The sequence below is a fragment of the Vitiosangium sp. GDMCC 1.1324 genome, from assembly GCF_003044305.1.
Lineage (GTDB): Bacteria > Myxococcota > Myxococcia > Myxococcales > Myxococcaceae > Archangium.
This window is the reverse complement of sequence record NZ_PZOX01000002.1, coordinates 80,700-98,491: the sequence shown is the minus strand read 5'-3', so window position 1 is coordinate 98,491 and position 17,792 is coordinate 80,700. Positions and strand designations below refer to the sequence as shown.

The window sequence follows — 17,792 nt, the reverse complement described above, 5'->3', positions numbered from 1 at the left end:
ACCGAGGTCCGCATGCGTCCCTTCCCACCGCGCTCGCTCCAGTTCCGAGGCCGCCTGACGCTCGCCGTCACCCTGCTGTCGCTCGCGCCCCTGCTGCTGCTGGGGGGGTTGTCGGCCCGGCTCTTGCGCAAGGTGCTCACCGATCAGGTGCACGCCACCCTGCGCGCGGAGACGGAGAGCTTCTCCAGACAGTTGCGCAACACCTTCTCCGAGCGCCATGCCGGAGTGCTGAGCTGGTCCGAGGACCCCATCCTCCGCGGCGCGCTCCTCTATGGCATCTACACGAAGAGCAACGCGGTGCTGACGGTGCTCCAGCAGCGCTATCCCGCCTTCAAGGCGATCGTCCTCTTCACGCCGGACGGACGGGCGGTGTCCGCGAGTGACCTGGGGTTGCAGGCCCGCTACGCGGCGAGCGCGGAGTCGGTGGCGCGCAGCGCGTGGTTCCGCGAGGCGTTCGACGGCAGTCTGAGCGGGGAGGCCGCGCTGGGAGACGACACCGTCCTCGGTCAGCGGGTGCTGCGCTTCGCCGTGCCCGTCATCGCGCCCACGGACGGACGCCGGCTGGGGCTGCTCATGGCCGCGTATGACTGGGGCCAGCTCGAGGCGGAGACCCAACCCGCCTTGGAGCGCGCCGAGGCCCAGCATCACGGCAGTCTGCGGCTGGCACTGGCGGATACCCAGGGCCGGCTCCTCTTCGGCCCGCGCAACATCACGCCCCTGCTCACGCCCGTGCTGGCGGCTTCCGAGCTGGATGACGCGGGGGTGCTGGAGCTCGGTCAGGACGTGGGCGGCTTCGTGCGCGCCGCCAGCGGCCGGGAGGCGGGTGAGGAGTGGCTCTACGTGGCGCTGCTGTCCTCGGACGAGGCGTATGCGGAGGTGAGGGGCTCGCTGTGGACCTCTGGCGCCCTGGTGCTGCTCTTCGGTGGCCTGGCGCTCGTGGGCTCCTTCCTCATGGCGCAGCGCATGGTGCAGCCCATCCAGGCGCTCAACGAGGCCGTGGGCCGCATCATCCGCGAGGGGGACCTCACGCAGGAGATTTCCATCCAGGGTGGGGACGAGGTGGGCCAGCTCGCGGCCTCGTTCTCGGAGATGGTGCGCAAGCTGCGCGAGGTGCCTCGGAGCCTGCAGGAGTCCGCGCAGGTGCTCACCGCGGCGGTGCGCAACCTCTCCGTGTCCACCCGCGAGCAGAGCGAGACCATCAACTACCAGGCCGCGGCCCTGCAGGAGGCGCAGGTGACGGCGGAGGAGATAAGGCAGACGTCCCTGGTGGCGGCGCAGAAGGCGGAGGCGGTGCTCTCGGTGGTGGAGCGGGCGGATGACGTGTCGCGCTCGGGCAGCCAGGCCATCGAGCAGAGCCTGGAGAACCTCGCGGATATCCGCCTGCGGGCGGGGGAGATCGCCGCGAAGATCACCGAGCTGTCCGCGCGGACGCTCCAGATTGGAGGCATCACCCAGACGGTGACGAAGCTGGCGGACCAGTCGAACATGCTGGCGCTCAACGCGGCCATCGAGGCGGTGCGCTCGGGCGAGCACGGCAAGGGCTTCTCGGTGGTTGCCCGGGAGATCCGCGGACTGGCGGACCAGTCGCTCAAGGCGACGGACCGGGTGCGGGAGATCCTCGAGGACATCAGCGGCGCCATCCGGGACACGGTGCAGATAACGGAGAAGGGCTCGCAGCGGATGGAGGCGGGGCTGGAGCGGATGAAGGCCTCGGGGGAGAACCTGCGAGAGCTGTCGACCATCGTGCGCGAGAACGTGGCGGTGGTGCGGCAGATTTCGGCGGCGGTGACCCAGCAGAGCGTGGGGGTCACCCAGGTGTTCGCCGCCGTCTCCGAGCTCAACAAGATGATGCACGAGTCGGTGGCACGGCTGGCCTCCACGAACAAGGCCACCGCCGAGCTCGAGGTGGTGGCCGAGCAGATGGTGGCCATCGTGAAGAGCTATCGCGTGTAGAAGTTCCGACCGCACCGGTGGCGCATGGATGCCTTGGCATCGACAGGGGCTTGCATCAGAGTCCCGCGGACATCCAGCAGGGAGGCCACGTTGAGCTTCAAAGTCGTACAGCCTGTGACAGTCATCGCTGCGACCGAATTCCTGAGCATCTCGGAGATAGGGAGCTGGGGTGAGAAGCTCACGCCGATCATGATGGCGGAGATCGAGCGCGATGGTCTCGAGACGACCGGGCCCTGGATCTTCGTTTCCCACGGACGTGATGGCGATCCGAGGAAGCGATTCCGTCACGACTATTGTGTGCCTGTCAGCAACCCGGACAGGTACAGGGGCGCGTTCCAGGTCCGCACACTCGAGCCGTTCCCCTGCTTCTCCACCCTGCACACGGGGGCTCTCTCCGAGGAGAGCCTCCGCGCGGGCTACGGAGGTGTCGTCGAGGCGATCACCCGGGCAGGGCGGGAGTTCAGCGGTGAGAGCCGCGAAGTCTGGCATGGATGGACTTCGGCGGACTCTCCGGCCAACGCGTTCGAAATCCAGATCGGAGTGAAGTGACGTTCCGCTCGGACGTCACGGGCCCACCGTGGCCGGGGCTCGACGGGTCGCACCGAGCTCCACCAACGCATCGGCGAGGCGGTCGATCTCCTCTGCCTTCAGACCCGTGGACGCGAGCTCCTCGCGCGCCTTGCGCCGGGTGGCTTCACGGTCCAGTCCTCCTGGGACGCGAGGCACGAGTGCGCTGATGCGCGAGCTGATGCGCGCGAGCGCTGGCCGCAGCTCATCATCGAGCGAGTGCACGGGCGCATCCAGGGTGGTGGGCGTGCGAAGCTGGATCTGCTTGGCCGCGTCCATCTGCGCCTGGAAGAACGTGGTGATGGCCTCGTCCGGAGGCGCTGGAATGCGCAGGGCCGCAGCGGCCGCGTGGACATCCTTCCGGGCGGCCTCCAGCACACGCGCCTCCTGCGCTGGCACCTCAATGGGTTGACCCGCGCGCTGCTTGGCCGCGGCCACCATGGGCATCAACGCCAGCCGCTCGGCCGTCGCGGAGAGCAGCGCGTCCACGGGCGTCGCGGTGGGCCCGGTGGCGGCGGGGCCCAGGTACTGCGCTCGGAGCCGCTCGAGTGCGCCGCTCTCCTCCTGTTGGAGGAGCCACGTGTCCAGATCCGCGGCCAGCTCGGCCCGTGAGGGCTCCACGTAGAGCGCCACCACGTTCCGGGTGAACGGGCCGACCCGCTCGATGCCGGAGAGGCCCTCGGCCCAGCGCGGTCCCTCGACGGTGTTGGTGAGCGCCGCGTCGACCTCCCCGTTGGCCAGCGCCTCGCGCACCGCTGCGTTGTCGGGGATGGCCAGGATGCGCGCGTTCTTGAAGTGAGCGCGTGCCACACGTTCCAGGTGACCGCCCCGGTTCACCGCCACGCGGAATTCGGGCCGGTCGAGTGCGCGCAGGAGCGCGAGTGGCTCCTCGGGGGTGCTGCTTCCGGGCGGAGGTGCCCAGGCCGGACGCCGCAGGAGCAGCAAGGCTCCATTGCGTGCCACCGGGACGGTGTAGCGCCCGGCCAGGGAGCGCTCGGGCCGGAGGGTGATGCCACTGGTCGCCACGTCGAAGCGATGAGCGCCGAGGTCCGCCACCAGTTCCGGCCAGCGGAAGCGCACCCATTCGAGGCGGTATCCGCGGTCGGCCGCGTAGGACTCCATGAGCGCGGCGTCGAAGCCGGACGCCTGCCCATCCCGCAGGGTGCTGAAGGGCGGATAGTCGCCGCTCGTTCCCACGCGGAGGACCCGGGTCTCTCTCGAGGGAGGAACCGTCCCGGGATGCGCCGCGCACGCCGCGAGCAGGACCAGCATGGTGCCGGCGAGGAACACCTTTCGGAGTGTCTCGCGCGGCTCTTCGGCCTTCGGATGAGGGAATGGATGCATTCCCGGACTCTGCCCCAGGGGGAGGCGAATCACCCAGAGGCTCTGTCTCCGCCCCATTCGCCGCTCGTGTGCACTCCCTGCTCGGGGCTCTCGACACCTTCCCCTGACGGGAGCGCCCGGCGCTGAGCCTCCAGCCGTCGCTCATACATGCGGAACCAGAGCGCGATGCCCGCATCGGCGCGCACCAGATGGAAGTCCTCGCGGGTGGGGTGCCGAGGCTCGCTGTCGCGCAGCAGTGCGTAGTCTTCCGGCTGGATGAGCCCCACCTCCGTCCGCACGAGGAACCACGCCACGAGCCCTCCCAGGAGCGGGAGGCTGCTGCGGTAGCGGAAGACCACCCAGGTGTTCTCCTCGTCGATGGGCGTGGCCGCCGCCATGCCCTGGGTGAGACTGCCGAAGCGGAGGAGCACCAGGTGGGGGAAGAGCACCCTGATTTCCGCCACGAAACCGCTTCGACCATCCCAGGGCTTGCCGTCATCCCTGCGCAGGACGCCGCGGGTGTGGATGACGTCGCCCTCGAGGCGCGCCGTATACGGGTCCAGCAGGGTCCCCAACCCAGGGGCCCACCGGCGGTGAGCGAAGGGGAAGTGGTGGAGGTCCAGGTTTCCCTCCATCACCCGGGCGAAGGGGACGTTCCAGGTCAGCGTGGCGGTACACGAGCCCGCTCCCGCCTCCGGAAGCTCGTGGTTCCAGGGCAGAGGGGGAAGCTCGTTCCGCTCCTCGCCCCACCACAGCCACACCAGGCCGAGCCCCTCGCGTACCACGAACCCCTTCACCCGCAGGTCGGCCCGGATCGGGCGTGCGTCCCCCTCGCAGGGTACGCGCACGCACGCGCCATCCGCGGCGAAGCGCAGGCCGTGGTAGGGGCACTCCAGGCATCCGCTCACCACCCGGCCCTTGGAGAGGTCGGCGCCCCGGTGGGGACAGGCCGCCTCCTGTGCCACGGGCTGGCCCTGTGCGTCTCGCCACAGCACGAGCTTGCGGCCGAGCCGGGTGACTCCCACGGGCCGGCGGCCCAGCCGCTTCGATTCCAGCACCGGGTACCACGTGTCTCGCACGAAGTCCTCTCGTGCTCCCTGTCTCCGCGTCTGCCTATTCTCATCCGTTCCCATCAATCAGGGGCCTCCCATGACTCCAATGTAGAGAGGCCCCACCGGACGAGAGTGATGCCACGCGCCAGAAGGAATGCTCCCACGCGCCAACCGCGCCTGGCACCCGCGGGCCCCACCGCCTGGGCCGGGCTGGCGCTGCGCGTGCTCGACTCCGCCGAGGCCAGAGGTCTTCCACGACGCATCTTGTTGGAAGCCTCGGGACTCGAGCGCGCGCGACTCACCGAGCCGGAGGCGCGGGTATCCCTGCTCGCCGTCTACACGCTCCTGGAGGAGGCCGCGGCCCGGTTGGGGGACGGATGCTTCGGGCTGCACATGGGGGCGTCCCTGCGGGTGGAAGACTTCGATGCGCTCGGCTTCCTCATGGTGAGCAGCCGCACGCTCGGCGATGCGCTGGAGCACGTGCTGCGCTATCAGCGCCTGTGGAGCGAGGGGGAACGGTTCACGCTGGAGCGAGAAGCCGGGCGCGTGACGGTGACGTACCACCCGTACGGGCCCGAGCGCCCCGCGCACCGGCTGATGGCCCAGCTCGTCTTCGCGGACCTCGTCCTGAATGGCGGGCGGCTGGTGGGCGGACTGCCGGGGGCTCGCCTGCGTTTGCGCGGGTCGCGCCCCGCGGAGGCCTCGGTGTATGCGCGCGTGCTGGGCATACCGGTCTCCTTCCGCGCGCCGCAGGACGTGCTGGAGATGCCCGCCGCTCTTCTCGCGAGCCCGTTGCCCGGAGCAGACGCCGGCTTGTCGGGAGTGCTCGCGCGCGCCACGGACCGGATGTTGGCCGGTCTCCCCGCGTCATCTCGCGTGGCGGATCAGGTCCGGGCACTGCTGCCCGAGCTGCTGCCCGAATCCGGTGCGGACCTCGCGCACCTGGCGGCCCGTTTGCGAATGAGTCCCCGCACGCTCCAGCGGCGCCTGCGCGACGAGGGCACGTCACTGGATACCGAGCGCGAGGCCTTCCGGCGACAACAGGCGTGTGTCCTCCTCGAAGCCGACACCCCCATTGCCGAGGTGGCGTGGCGGCTCGGTTACTCCGCGCCGAGCGCCTTCCACCACGCCTTCCGCCGCTGGACGGGACAGTCTCCGCGTGAGTGGCGCATGGAGGGCGAGGTCGCTGCCTCGCCTCGGACGGTGGTGCTGCCCCCACGTCCACCTCGCTCCCGTCCGTAGCGGGTAGACCCGCCCCAGCCCTCTCCCAAGGGAGAGAGGGTTCACACTCCGTTGCTCATGGAGGCGAGCCCGCGTCCTCGGTGTTCCCAGTGGCCCGCAGGCGTTGTTGCTCGGCTTCTCGGAGGAGTCTGGCGCGACGGCGCTCGGGCCAGAAGAAGTCGCAGTCGAGGACTTCCCTGCCATCTTCGCCACACCAGCTGACGCAGCGCTTCTCCCACGGGGTGTTGTCCGAGAGGCGCGTGCCCTCACACGTCCGGAGCTGCCCCTTGTCGTCGCAGACATAGGTCCAGCGTCCGAGCAAGCACTCGCGGTAGGCACAGCCCACCACGAAGCGGGGCACCGTGCCGCAGCGGCCATCGCCCGGGTAGCAGGGCTCCATATCCTCGATCTGGGCATAGCCGTCGCGAATGCGCTCCATCATCCCCGCGGCCTGTGCTGGCACATAAAGACACTGCATCCGCGGCGCGTGGACCCCGAGCGCGGTGCTGAAAGGCACGCTGCGCCAGTATTCCGCGCGCATCTTATCGCTCGCGTCCTCCGGTCGAGGGCCCGCGTCAGGCCAATCCCAGGGGGGATGGAGTTGGGTACGCTCGACATGGCAGCGGCCCCGCACCCAACCATGCACTTCGTACAGGACGGTCATGGGTACTTCGCTGTCAGTGTCATTCCAATCCAACGGGTAGAGAGCACGGTGCACCACGAGGGTGGGGAGGCACTCGCGGGCCCGGGCGATGTAGCAGTCGAGATCCTCCTTGCAGTCCACGAGGGTCTTCTCAGGACTGGTCTTCTTGCAGCCGGTGAGCAGGAGGAGCAGCACCAGGGCAGAGAGCTTGCCGACCGGTGACACAGGCATCCACCTCCGCTCAATCATTCGACGGCTGACTGGGGTCTGGACCAAAGTAGCGGACGGGCACATTGAGCTCGTGCTGGGGTAGCTGCCGCAGCGCCGAGCGGAGCGTTCGATGCCCCGCGACCTCCGACTCGGGAGCAGTGCGGAGAAGTTCCAGGAACTCCTGACGCTTCTGCCCGGTCAGCAGCGCCACCTCCATTTCCACGCCATCGTGGCTGAGGCCTGCGGGTTGCCGTTCGAGCTCCAACAGGAAACGGACCAGCTTGCCCCACCACGGATGTCGGCTCTCGCCCCACTCAGCGTCAATGAAGAAGTACAGGAACGAGCCTTTGTACTCGGGGTTGGTTGGCGGCAGGTCGACGCGTATGGTCCTCACTCGCCCCTTCATGGCTCGAAGAATCCTTCTGGCAACGGTCGAATCGCGGCATGGTCCTTCAGAACCTCGACAGCTCCCGGTTCGAAGATGGTCTCCAGCATTTGCGGCATGTCTGGCACGGGTTGCGTTTTGAGCACCCCTCTCTCGCGGAGCTGGACTGCAATCTCGCGGGGGATGGCAATCACGGCAGCACCCACTCTACCCCCTTCCCGCCCGACTGTCCGCTGCGAAAAAAGCCGAGCGACATGGATGTCCGTCGTGGTGAAGAGGCGGGCACCCTTCTTGGGCTCGAATTCCACTGCTTTGGCATGTGTCGTCCCGTGAATGAAGAACTCAAAGGGTTGAGAGCCATCCGGGTCCACCTCGTAGGCGCCGAACCTCAGTTCTTCGGGTCGGATGTTCTCGTCAGACGAGGCGCAGCCTGCCAGGACCAGAGAGAGGACAGCGCCAAGGACACGTCCCATTCGGTGTAAAGGCCATGTCAACATGGAATCAACGATATATGTGAAATGTGTGTCCTTGACAGGACGCAGGGAATCACCACCGTGTCCCTACACGTCCTCGAGCCTCGGTTGATTGCAAGAGCCTTGGCTCAGGGGCGGATGCCGACCGCTTCGATGGCCTGCGAAACCACACGCGGGAGTTGATTCTTCTTGCGCTCCGCCCGCGGACTCATGGAAGAAAGCAGAATCCTCCTCGGAAAACACCCAGATGACAATCGCAGATGACTTCGAAGCACTGATTTGGAACGCGGGTCGGCACCCAGAAAGTGAATCCATTCCTGTCATGATGAGGGATCGGATCGATGGTGCTGTCGAAGGCGCCGGCATCCGCACGGAGAACGGCACCGTCCTCGCCTTGTCGCTCCGAGGCCGTAGTCTGGCGGCTCTCCCCGAGTCACTCGGTGAGCTCACCCACCTCCAACAGCTCGACGTGACGGGAAACCAGCTCTCCTCCCTCCCGGAGAGCATGGGCCGTTTGTCGCGCCTCACGCGGCTCCTGGCCGACGGCAATCAGCTCGCGTCGCTCCCCGAGTCGCTGGGTGAGTTGGCCGGGCTCGAGCAGCTCTTCGTGGACGGCAACCGGCTCTCCTCCCTGCCCACGGCCATCGAGCGATTGGTGCGCCTCGAGCGGTTGGACGCGCGTGGCAACCGGCTCGCGGCCGTTCCGGAGAGTCTCTGCCGTCTGCGTGGACTCAAGGACCTGCGTCTGGGAAAGAACCTCCTGACCTCCGTGCCCGAGTCGCTCTGGAGCTTGAGGGACCTCGAGACGCTGGACCTCGGGGAGAACAAGCTCGCGTCCCTGTCCGAAGGTATCGGGGAGCTGTCGAAGCTGCGAATGCTGGACCTGGGTCACAACGCGTTGACCCAGCTTCCCGAGTCGATCGGCCATCTGACCGGGCTCTCGGGTTTCCTCTACCTCAGCGACAACCAGTTGAGGTCCCTGCCCGCGTCGCTCGGGAATCTGAAGGTGCTGAGGTATCTCAACGTCACGGACAACAAGCTGCGGGCCCTCCCCGAAACCCTGGGCGGGATGGCGGCGCTCACGGAGCTCCGCCTTTACAACAATCAGCTGGAGGTGCTCCCTGAATCGCTGGGTCAGCTGGCGAGCCTCAAGGAGCTCCATCTGAAGAACAACGCGCTGGTCTCGCTCCCCGAGTCCATCGGCCAATTGACGCGTCTCAGGAAGCTCAGCCTGGAGAACAACCGGTTGACGTCTCTCCCCGAGTCCATCGGAGGACTCTCTCACCTCCTGGAGCTCGACTTGAGGAACAACAGGTTGGGTGCGCTCCCCGAGTCGCTCGACGGGTTGACCCATCTCGCGTACCTCGACTTGAGGGGCAACATGCTGCGCTCCCTCCCCTCGAGCATCGGAGAGCTTCCGAACCTCGAGAAGCTCGACCTGCGATGGAACAAGCTGTCATCACTTCCCGAGTGGTTGGAGCGGCTCGAGCAGCGTGGATGCATGGTCTACCTGTGACACCTGCTCGCCGCGTCCCAGGTGCATGCGGCGTCAAGGCAGCGCGTAGACGCGGTCCTCGTAGTCCTGGGTGAAGCGGTTGCCCTCCTCGTCGGTGATGGGCTGTCCGGCCGCGTCGAGCGCGGTGGTGCAGGGATAGCTGGCCCCCTTGGCACGGGGCTGGATGAACATGGGCTGTACCAGCCACCGGCCCTGGCGGTTCGCGTAGGCGTTGCACATGAGCTGCACCTTGTTGCGGTTGATGGCCAGCTTGAGGTGCGTCGCGTCCTGCACGAAGGAGAGGTCCGTGTCCGAGTCCCCAGCCGCGAACACCTGCCGCATGCGCTCGTCCGCCACGCGCGTCAGTTGTTGCTCCGCGGACTGGTGGAAGATGACCTTGTTGATCCAACAGCGCTTGCCCTGGTCGTAGGTGATGAGCGTGTCCGCTCCATCGGCCACGGTGCCGCAGCCCTGAAGGTGGGGCGTCACGCGTCCTCGCGCATCCGTCACCGTGCGGATGCCAATCACCCGGTTGGGTTTGATGCCGACCAGCTCCTCGGAGACGGCGTCGATGACGAACTGCGGCGAGGCGGTGACCACCCAGACGTCGAAGCCGTTCGCCTGGAGCGTCTCGATGAGGTCGACCATCTCCTCGTATGCCTGGACGTGGAAGGCGAGCCCGGACGTGGTGCCCACGGTCTGCGTGGTGCCCGGCGGGTTGAAGGCGTTCTCCGCGTAGGCGGAGCGGGCGAAGGCGCGCAGCTCCTCCGGTGTGTAGCCGGCCTGGAGCTGGGCCACCCAGGCATATGAGGTGTTGAGCGTCAGGGTGATGCGGTTGTTCCAGGCGCTCTGACCCGCGCGTGTCTTGCCACTGTCATAGATGCTGACGAGCTCGTCCGCGCAATCGGTGTGGGTGCTCGTCTGGAGGGGCTCGCCCGGAGCGGCGGCGGCATCACAGGCGGTGTTGAGGGCCGCGCGGCCCTCGGGCGTGAGGTGGCGGCTGGTGGTGCTCCAATCCCTGTCCATGGGCTGGAGCACCTTGTCGTGCCGGAGCATCCAGAAGAAGGTGGCATCCCCCAGGTCGTTCTTCACGACGGTGTTGTCCCAGTCGAACACGGCCACGGGGCGGTTCTTGGGGTCGAACGCCGGGCTGGCGATGCCCAGCGAGGAGATCATCTCGTTGAGCCGGGTGCGGTTCTCCGGGAGCCAGCGCCCGACCTTGTCGTCCAACAGACGCACCGGAGTGGGCACGCCGTCCTTCCCCGGGGAGCCCTGGGGCCCCGTGGGACCTTCGGGACCCTGTGGGCCCGAGCAGGCGAGGACACTGCCAGCGAGCCATCCGGCCAGTGCGAGCGCGGAAAGGCGGACTCCTGCGTGGCTTCGGTGGGAATGCGTCATGGGGCTTCTCCTGTGAGGGAGGGCCGTCACGGGCATGTCGCCCCGCGGCGCCCGGACCCACGACAACGGTAGGAGAAGGGGTCCCCGGGAAACCTCGCGAAACGGCCGGGGTGTTCCTTCGACAACTGCGGGCGGTGGGACTCACGCCCAGCTTGTTAGGGCTCGTCCGCGGGAGGCGGCGCGTCGGGTGCTTCCGCTCCTCCCCGCGCCGGCCCGAGCACGGTCAGCGCCCCTCGGGCGGCGAGCCCCAGCAGCAGCAGCAACAGGTTCCATTTCCTGCGCGGTGTGTTCGTCAGCGGCACGCTGAAGCAGCGCGCGTCCTCATCCTCCTCGGATGTGTCGTCCGGGGTGAGGTCATCCAGCAGGCGGAACATGGCGATGTTCCCGGGGAGGATGCGGCACTCGAAGCGCTCCACCTCGCGCTCTCGCGCCGCTTCCACGAGCCGCTCCAGCAGGATGCGGCCGAGCCCCTTGCCTTGCGCCGAGTCCACCACGGTGATGGCGGCCTCGGCGACCTCGGGGGCGTGGGCCAGGCGGATGAACCGGGCGATGCCCACTCCCTCCTCGTGTCCCTCGGGCCCCCGGGTCACCGCGCCCAGCGCCAGGTGCTGCTCCCCGTCCACCGAGGTGAGGTAGCGCACCTCGTGCTCCAGCAGCCGAGGCTTGGGTCCGTGGAAGCGTCCGACCCGCGAGCGCGCCGAGAGCCGCTCGAAGCCCTGGCGCAGCAACTCCGCGTCCTCCGGCTGGATCAGCCGGAGCTCCACCTCCGTCCCATCGGCGAGCGTCAGCCGCTCTCGCCACCGGGTATCGAAGCGACGCTGTGGCGGCATCCGAGGACCCCCTTGGAAGTTCAAGCATCCAAGGGGATGCCGCGCTGCGTCAAGGGACCCCCGGGTGGAATGTCCGGTCAGCGAAACAGCCAGTAGGCGGCCATGCCGGTGGCGAGCCCGAGCCAGAGCTTGCGGAAGCGCCAGCTGACCAGCGCCGAGAGTCCGGCGGCGAGGAACCGGGCCCCCGTCTCACCGTGCTCGCCCGGGAGCGCGGGCACCACGAGCGCGGCGAACACGGCGATGGGGACGAAGCGCAGGAAGCGCATCCAGAAGGCGGGCACGCGCGCATGCATCCAGAGTCCGGCGAGCCGCGAGGCGTACGTCACCCCCGCCATTCCCAGCAGAATGGGCAGCGCGTTCATGGGGAGGCCTCCTCCTGGGTGGGACGGGGGCTCGGGGTGCCATCCGCGGTGAAGAGGGCGCCGAGCAGGCTGCCCGCGACTCCCGCCACGAGGACGGCGACGCCTCCCGGGGCCACCCGCGACAGGGCGAGCGCCAGCAGGCCAGAGAAGGCCGCGACGAGCACCTCGGTCCAGCCCTTCAGCAGCGGGATGAGCAGGGCGAGGAAGGCGAGCGGGAAGACGAAGTCCACCCCGAGCCGCGAGGGGTCCGGAATCACCTGCCCGGCGAGCGCGCCCACGCCGGTGGTCACGTTCCAGGGCAGGAACAGGCTCAGCTCGGCGCCGAGCAGGAAGGCGAAGGAGGACTCACCGGAGGCGAGCGTCACCCCGTAGGCCTCGTCGGTGAGGAAGTGCGCCGCCACGAGCCGCTGCGCGCTCGACATCGGCACCTGCCGGGTGAGGGACATGCCGTAGAGCACATGGCGCACGTTGAGCAGGAAGGTGGTGAGGATGATCTCCACGCCCGAGGCGCCGGTGGCGAAGAGGCCCGCGGCGCTGAACTGGGAGCCCCCGGCGAAGACGAGCAGGCTCATGAGCTGCGTCTCCGCGAGGCTCAGCCCGCCATTGCGCGCCGTCACCGCGTAGGCGAAGGCGAATGGAATGACTCCCAACCACAGGGGGACGACCGCCCGGAAACCTCGAGCGAAGTCGCGATGAAACGGATTCATGCCCCCAGCGTAGGGCCCGGCGCTGTCCGCGTCTTGGATGCGATTGCGCTCGCGGCATAGCGGCCCGGCGTCACTCCAATCCGCCGCTTGAACTCGCGCGTCAGGTGGCTCTGGTCCGTGAAACCCAGCTCGGCGGCCACCTGCCCCGGAGGCATGCCGCGCACGAGCAGCTCCCGGGCCCGGCGGATGCGCACCTGGAGCTGCCAGGCATGCGGCGTCAATCCCCGCTCGCGGCGGAACACCCGGACGAGGTGGAAGACGCTCAGGCCCGCGACCCGCGCGAGCTCCTCCAGCGTGACGTTCTCTCCGGGGTGGGCCTCGAGGTAGTCGAGCGCCCGGCGCACCGCCGCGTGCTCGGGTCTCTCCACGCGCGGCGCCACTCGCGCTTCGCTGTGGCGGCTCACCAGGGGAGCGAGGGTGGCGAGCAGCAGGGACTGGCGCTCGAGCGCGGAGCTCGGTCGCTCCAGCGCGGCATGGAGGGCGCGGATGCGGGTGGCGATCTCCGGGTCCTCGATGACGGGCGAGCGGAAGTCGGGAACGCCCTGGATGCGGCCGCTCAGCTCCGTGGCCACGTCCGCGAGCAGCTTCGCGTCCGGGTAGAGCATCCGGTACGAGAAGCCTTCTTCCTCGCCGGACTGGCCGGTGTGCACGTCACCCGGGTTGACGACGACGACGCTGCCCGCCGCGGCGTGCTGCATCTGCCCGCGGCATCGGAAGGACTCGACGCCCCGCTCGATGACGCCGATGGCGAAGCCGTCATGGGTGTGCGGCGCGAAAGTGTGGGTGATGTAGGTGGCCTTGAGCATCTCCAGGCCGCCGAGCTCCTCGACGAGCCAGAGGGTGCACTCCTCGCGAGGGCTCAGCACTCCCGGAGGCGGGGCCGCGTGCGCCAGGGCGGGGCGAGGCGTGCGTGCCCGGGAGGCAGGCGCCGCCGGGGTGGACCCGGAGCGGGCCATGCGCCGGACGGTGGCGAGGGGGTCGACGCTCACGGCCATGAGTCTAACGGAGGGGGGCACCCGGGGGTCTTGTAGAAACTTGCGCCAGGAGGAAGTCGAGGACGGCGCGGTTGAAGTCCCCGGGGCGCTCCAGGTTGGGGAGGTGGCCCACGCCCGGCAGGGTGACGAGCGTGGGGGCGGGCACGCGCCGGGCCAGCTCCTCCGCGTTCCTCAGCATCGCAGGGTTGTCCTTGTCTCCCACGACGATGAGCGTGGGCGAGAGGACTTGCTCCAGCCGGGTATGGGCGGTGGGCTCCAGGGCCTGGGCCAGGTGTGCGCCAGCGCTCAGGCTCCCCTGGTTGTCGAGCGTCCACTGGCGCACCACGGGAGCCAGGTCGGGGCGAGCCATGGCGGCGGCGAGGTAGTCACTGCCGAGCCACGCCTCGAGGACCGCCTGGGGGTCCTTCTCCCGTCCCGAGCCCAGGAGCGACATGTACCAGGAGAACTCCTCGGGGGAGGGCGGAGCGCCGTTGATGCCGGGAGCCACGAGGACGAGGCAGGAGACGCGTTCAGGGAATGCCAGGGCGAAGTCGAGCGCGAATCGTCCGCCGAGCGAGTGGCCGATGACATGGACGCGGTCCATGGAGAAGTGGTCGAGCAGGGCGCGCAAATCTTCGTGACCCGCGTACGGCTGTCCGAGGGGCGCCTGTGTCTTTCCGAAGCCGCGCAGGTCATAGCGCAGCGTGGTGAAGTGCCGGGCGAGCGGTCCGGCCTGCCCGTCCCACATGCGCAGGTCGAGCAGGCCACCGTGGAGCAGCACGACCGGGAAACCATCACCTTGGAGCTCGTAGTGCAGGCGAGCCCCGTTCACCGCGGCGAAATCCCGGACGGGAGGAGGTGGGGTGGTCATGCCGGGGCTATAGCACCGCGCGCTGCTGGTGGCAGGAGGTCCCGGGTGCTAACCGTGCGGCCGCTGAACGTTTCCCGGAGCCTCCATGAAAGCCCTCTTCCTGGCGGCGGTGCTCGCCGTCACTCCGCAGACGAAGCCTTCTCCGCCCTCGACCGACTCCAGCGCCCAGACCTTCTTCGTGGCGCGGCTGGGTCACGATGCCATCGCCCGCCTGTACGCGCCGGGCGTGCCCACGCTGTCCCGGGACGAGAAGCGCGTGGCCTGGTACCTCACGCTCGCGGCGCACGCGGGCGAGGAGATTGCGTATGACCAGCTCGGCTGGGACACGGTCGCCCTCAAGCGGCTGCTGGAGGGCGTGTACCTCTTCGGCCGCGAGGGCCATGCGGAGTCCGGCTCCTTCGACGCGAAGCTCGCGGACTACCTGGCGCGCTTCTACGGCCAGTCGGGCAACCATGACCAGGTGACGGGCCAGAAGTTCGTCCCCGACTTCACTCCGGCCGAGCTGGAGGCCGCGGCGCTGCGGGCGCTGAAGGCCGGAGCTCCCTTCGGTGTGAAGGACGAGGCGGAGCTGAAGGCGTGGCTGGGCGGACTGAGGCCCTCGCTCTTCGACGCGGGCTTCGAGCCGCAGCTCACCGCGAAGACGCCTCCGGCGGGCCAGGACCTCCTCACGGCCTCGGCGAACACGGCGTATGGCCGGGGCGTGTCGCTGAAGGACCTGGAGGGCTTCCAGGAGAAGAACCCGCTCAACTCGCGCGTGGTGAAGGTGGACGGGAAGCTGGTGGAGCAGGTGTTCCGCGCCGGCACGCCGGATGGGAAGGTGCCGCGCGGGCTGTACGCCGAGGAGCTCTCGCGCGTCATCGCGGATTTGCGAGAGGCGGCGAAGTCCGCGCCGAAGGACCAGAAGGCCGCGCTCGAGAAGTTGGTGCGCTACTTCGAGACGGGCGACCTGAAGGACTGGGACGCGTACAACATCGCCTGGCTGAAGGCCAACCCCACGGTGGACGCCAACCTCGGGTTCATCGAGACGTACGTGGACGCGCGGGGCCAGAAGGGACAGTGGGAGGCGCTCATCAACTACCGGGACGCGAAGGAGAACCGGGTGATGGAGCTCATCGCCCGCCGGGCCCAGGACTTCGAGAACCGGATGCCCTGGCCGGATGCGTACAAGCGCAAGAAGGTGACGACGCCGGTGGCCAAGGCCATCAACCTGGTGGACACGAATCCCAATCCGCCCGCGGGCATCAACCTGCCCAACGAGCAGCACATCCGCGAGAAGTACGGCAGCAAGAGCGTGCTCATCGCGAATGTGATGGAGGCCGCGGCGGCGATGAAGCGGCTGCCACTGGCCATCGAGTTCTCCCGCACGCCCGAGGAGGCCGAACGGGCGCGCAAGTACACCGTCACCGCGCGCAAGTGGCTGGTGGCCTTCCACGAGGTGATGGGGCACGCGTCGGGGCAGGTGGACCCCAAGCTCGGGGGCAATCCGTCGCGCTATCTCAAGGAGTACGACAACACATTGGAGGAGGCGCGGGCGGATCTGGTGGCGCTCTGGTACGCGTTCGATCCGTCGCTGGCCGAACTGTCGCCGGACCACGAGCGCATCGCCGAGCAGATGTACCGAGACTTCCTGGTGGAGGGGCTCACCAACCTCAACCAGGTGCCGAAGGGCGACGCCTTCGAGGAGGACCACCAGCGAGGCCACCACATGACGGTGAGCTTCCTGATGGAGAAGGGCGCGGTGAAGCAGGTGACGGAGGGCGGCGGGGCAGGCCAGCCGGGGCGCACGTACTGGGTGGTGGAGGACTACGGGAAGATGCACGCGGCGGTGGGCGAGCTGCTCTCGAAGCTGATGGTCATCAAGGCCACGGGTGATTACGAGGGCATCCAGAAGCTGGTGCGCGAGAAGGGCATCCGGTTCGACCCGAAGCTGCGCGACGAGGTGGTGGCGCGCGTGCGGGCGGTGGACGTCCCGGCGGAGGTGCTGCTCATCTCGCCGCGGCTGGTGCCGGTGGTGGACGGGAAGGGCCGACTGACGGACGTGCAGGTGCGGCACGATCAGGGCTTCATCGAGCAACACCTGGAGCGCAGCGTGCTGGGCAAGCTATCACCCGACGAGGCCACGCGGGTGGCGGCACGGCTCGCCGCTTCACCGGAGGCGCTCTCGGAGGAGTACCGGAAGCTCCCTCCGCCGAGACGGTAGCCTTCTTCCCACGGCTCGGGCCGGAGCGTACAAGCAGGGCCCGGCTCATCCGCAGGCGAGCAGGGAGCCGGGCGTCGAGGGTCTGGCCGTCACACGAGCAGGCAGGGCCATGGCCGTTTGAGGCCACATCCTTGTCGACGGCCTGGCCCGTGGTGGCGTAGGTGCTGATCCTCATTGGTCAGGAACCGAGGAACCTCTCCCATGCCCTATTCCGTCTGGTTGACGTCGCACCGCCGCTACGAGGACGTCCGGGCCGGTGCGCCGGACCGGCTCACGCTCGAGAATCTGCGTACCTGCCTGGGATTGCTCGCGCGCTCCCGACCCACGCAGGAGGTACGCCGGCCCGATGGGGCCACCTGGGTGTTTCGCGGGGGTGAGCCGCCAGCCCTGGCCCCTCTGCTGATGGCGGGCGTGCGGCCCAACAACGGCCCTCGGACGGGGACCATCCAGCTCACGGTGAGTGGCACCAGCCCCTTCTTCATGGCCAACATGTACGAGCTGCTCTCGTTCGCGGCCATGGTCAACGAGGAGCTGGGCCTGCTCGCCTTCGAGGGGGTACACGGCCGGGAAGTGACGGTGGAGTCCCTCAGCCAGCTCAGGGACGTCCAGGGCGAGTACACGCGGGAGATGGCGCATCGGTGGCAGCTGAGCCGCGAGCAGCTCTACACCGCGGTCCGGATGCCCCTCGAGTTCCCCGCGGGCGGACAGGATGAAGCCCCGAACCTGCTGGCGCTGAGGCTCAAGCACCCCAGGCTGCCACCGTTGACGAAGTTGTTGGGGTCCCCGCCGGAGGGTCTGGGCGTGGAGATACGGGGGGAGCAAGGTGTCTGGTTTGATCGAGCTTCCGATGAGCCGGTGACATGGTTCCATCTCAATCCCCACGCCTCGGACGAGCTGCTGATCTGGCCGCAGTGGGGAGAGGCTCCCTTCGCGAAGACTGCGCACAGCACCTTCGACGCGGCCGTGCGGTTGCGGGCGAGCGCTGGGGGACAGGTGCTGTGGAACGGAGAGCCCGTCACGCCGGAGCGCACCGCGTGGTTGCAGCGCTACCCGGAGCTGCTCGGCGTCGAGCTCCTCCAGCTCGTCACCCTCGGCTGGGAGCCCGTCACTCGCCAGGTACAGGGGTAG

Annotated in this window: 17 protein-coding genes; 6 read left to right on the top strand and 11 right to left on the bottom strand. The window is 68.5% G+C overall.

The annotated features are described in order from the left end of the window. Window positions 1-12: 12 nt before the first annotated feature. Window positions 13-1,953 carry a methyl-accepting chemotaxis protein gene (locus tag DAT35_RS04885; protein WP_108065738.1) on the top strand — a complete coding sequence of 647 codons (1,941 nt, stop codon included), beginning with the start codon at window positions 13-15 and terminating at the stop codon, window positions 1,951-1,953. 90 nt (window positions 1,954-2,043) lie between these two features. Next, window positions 2,044-2,502, top strand: coding sequence for a GyrI-like domain-containing protein (locus DAT35_RS04880; protein ID WP_108065737.1), 459 nt, complete (start codon window positions 2,044-2,046; stop codon window positions 2,500-2,502). A gap of 15 nt (window positions 2,503-2,517) precedes the next feature. Here DAT35_RS04880 and DAT35_RS04875 read toward each other — a convergent pair whose 3' ends face one another. Both DAT35_RS04875 and DAT35_RS04870 read right to left on the bottom strand, forming a co-directional pair. After that, window positions 2,518-3,864: a transporter substrate-binding domain-containing protein gene (locus DAT35_RS04875; protein WP_108066397.1), complete on the bottom strand. Its 1,347-nt coding sequence runs from the start codon at window positions 3,862-3,864 to the stop codon at window positions 2,518-2,520. Between the two features lie 29 nt (window positions 3,865-3,893). Then, on the bottom strand, window positions 3,894-4,922 hold the full coding sequence (locus tag DAT35_RS04870; RefSeq protein ID WP_233261308.1) for an aromatic ring-hydroxylating dioxygenase subunit alpha: 1,029 nt from the start codon (window positions 4,920-4,922) through the stop codon (window positions 3,894-3,896). A 108-nt stretch (window positions 4,923-5,030) separates the two neighbouring features. Between DAT35_RS04870 and DAT35_RS04865 the strand changes: the two genes are divergently transcribed. Beyond that, entirely contained in the window at window positions 5,031-6,137 is a 1,107-nt protein-coding gene (locus DAT35_RS04865) for an AraC family transcriptional regulator (RefSeq protein ID WP_108065735.1), read from the top strand. 55 nt (window positions 6,138-6,192) lie between these two features. Here DAT35_RS04865 and DAT35_RS04860 read toward each other — a convergent pair whose 3' ends face one another. The 3 genes from DAT35_RS04860 to DAT35_RS04850 are packed head-to-tail and all read right to left on the bottom strand — an operon-like array spanning window position 6,193 to window position 7,827. After that, the gene (locus DAT35_RS04860) at window positions 6,193-6,990 is read right to left on the bottom strand and encodes a hypothetical protein (protein ID WP_146209569.1); all 798 of its coding nucleotides are present in this window, start codon (window positions 6,988-6,990) and stop codon (window positions 6,193-6,195) included. 10 nt (window positions 6,991-7,000) lie between these two features. Further along, a complete protein-coding gene (locus DAT35_RS04855; protein ID WP_146209568.1) occupies window positions 7,001-7,375 on the bottom strand; it encodes a hypothetical protein in 375 nt (124 codons plus the stop codon). Further along, on the bottom strand, window positions 7,372-7,827 hold the full coding sequence (locus DAT35_RS04850) for a hypothetical protein (RefSeq protein WP_108065732.1): 456 nt from the start codon (window positions 7,825-7,827) through the stop codon (window positions 7,372-7,374). Before DAT35_RS04850 ends, DAT35_RS04855 begins: the two co-directional genes overlap by 4 nt. A 322-nt stretch (window positions 7,828-8,149) precedes the next feature. Here DAT35_RS04850 and DAT35_RS04845 point away from each other — a divergent pair, with 322 nt between their 5' ends. Continuing rightward, on the top strand, window positions 8,150-9,343 hold the full coding sequence (locus DAT35_RS04845) for a leucine-rich repeat domain-containing protein (protein ID WP_158501553.1): 1,194 nt from the start codon (window positions 8,150-8,152) through the stop codon (window positions 9,341-9,343). A gap of 33 nt (window positions 9,344-9,376) precedes the next feature. On the opposite strand, the gene DAT35_RS04840 is transcribed toward DAT35_RS04845, so the two are convergent. From DAT35_RS04840 to DAT35_RS04815, 6 genes are all read right to left on the bottom strand, one after another. Further along, on the bottom strand, window positions 9,377-10,720 hold the full coding sequence (locus tag DAT35_RS04840; protein ID WP_233261307.1) for a haloacid dehalogenase-like hydrolase: 1,344 nt from the start codon (window positions 10,718-10,720) through the stop codon (window positions 9,377-9,379). A 155-nt stretch (window positions 10,721-10,875) separates the two neighbouring features. After that, window positions 10,876-11,550, bottom strand: coding sequence for a GNAT family N-acetyltransferase (locus DAT35_RS04835; RefSeq protein WP_108065730.1), 675 nt, complete (start codon window positions 11,548-11,550; stop codon window positions 10,876-10,878). Window positions 11,551-11,627: 77 nt separating this feature from the next. Continuing rightward, window positions 11,628-11,912 (bottom strand): AzlD domain-containing protein, encoded by a 285-nt coding sequence (locus DAT35_RS04830; RefSeq protein ID WP_108065729.1) that lies wholly within the window; start codon window positions 11,910-11,912, stop codon window positions 11,628-11,630. After that, window positions 11,909-12,619 carry an AzlC family ABC transporter permease gene (locus DAT35_RS04825; protein WP_108065728.1) on the bottom strand — a complete coding sequence of 237 codons (711 nt, stop codon included), beginning with the start codon at window positions 12,617-12,619 and terminating at the stop codon, window positions 11,909-11,911. The genes DAT35_RS04830 and DAT35_RS04825 overlap by 4 nt, the downstream gene beginning before the upstream one ends. Beyond that, entirely contained in the window at window positions 12,616-13,608 is a 993-nt protein-coding gene (locus tag DAT35_RS04820) for an AraC family transcriptional regulator (RefSeq protein WP_158501552.1), read from the bottom strand. Before DAT35_RS04820 ends, DAT35_RS04825 begins: the two co-directional genes overlap by 4 nt. Window positions 13,609-13,618: 10 nt before the next feature. Further along, window positions 13,619-14,464, bottom strand: coding sequence for an alpha/beta fold hydrolase (locus DAT35_RS04815; RefSeq protein ID WP_108065726.1), 846 nt, complete (start codon window positions 14,462-14,464; stop codon window positions 13,619-13,621). Between the two features lie 85 nt (window positions 14,465-14,549). On the opposite strand from DAT35_RS04815, the gene DAT35_RS04810 reads away from it, so the two are divergent. Together DAT35_RS04810 and DAT35_RS04805 are read left to right on the top strand one after the other, a co-directional pair. Further along, a complete protein-coding gene (locus tag DAT35_RS04810; protein WP_108065725.1) occupies window positions 14,550-16,664 on the top strand; it encodes a peptidase in 2,115 nt (704 codons plus the stop codon). Between the two features lie 201 nt (window positions 16,665-16,865). Further along, a complete protein-coding gene (locus DAT35_RS04805; RefSeq protein ID WP_108065724.1) occupies window positions 16,866-17,792 on the top strand; it encodes a hypothetical protein in 927 nt (308 codons plus the stop codon).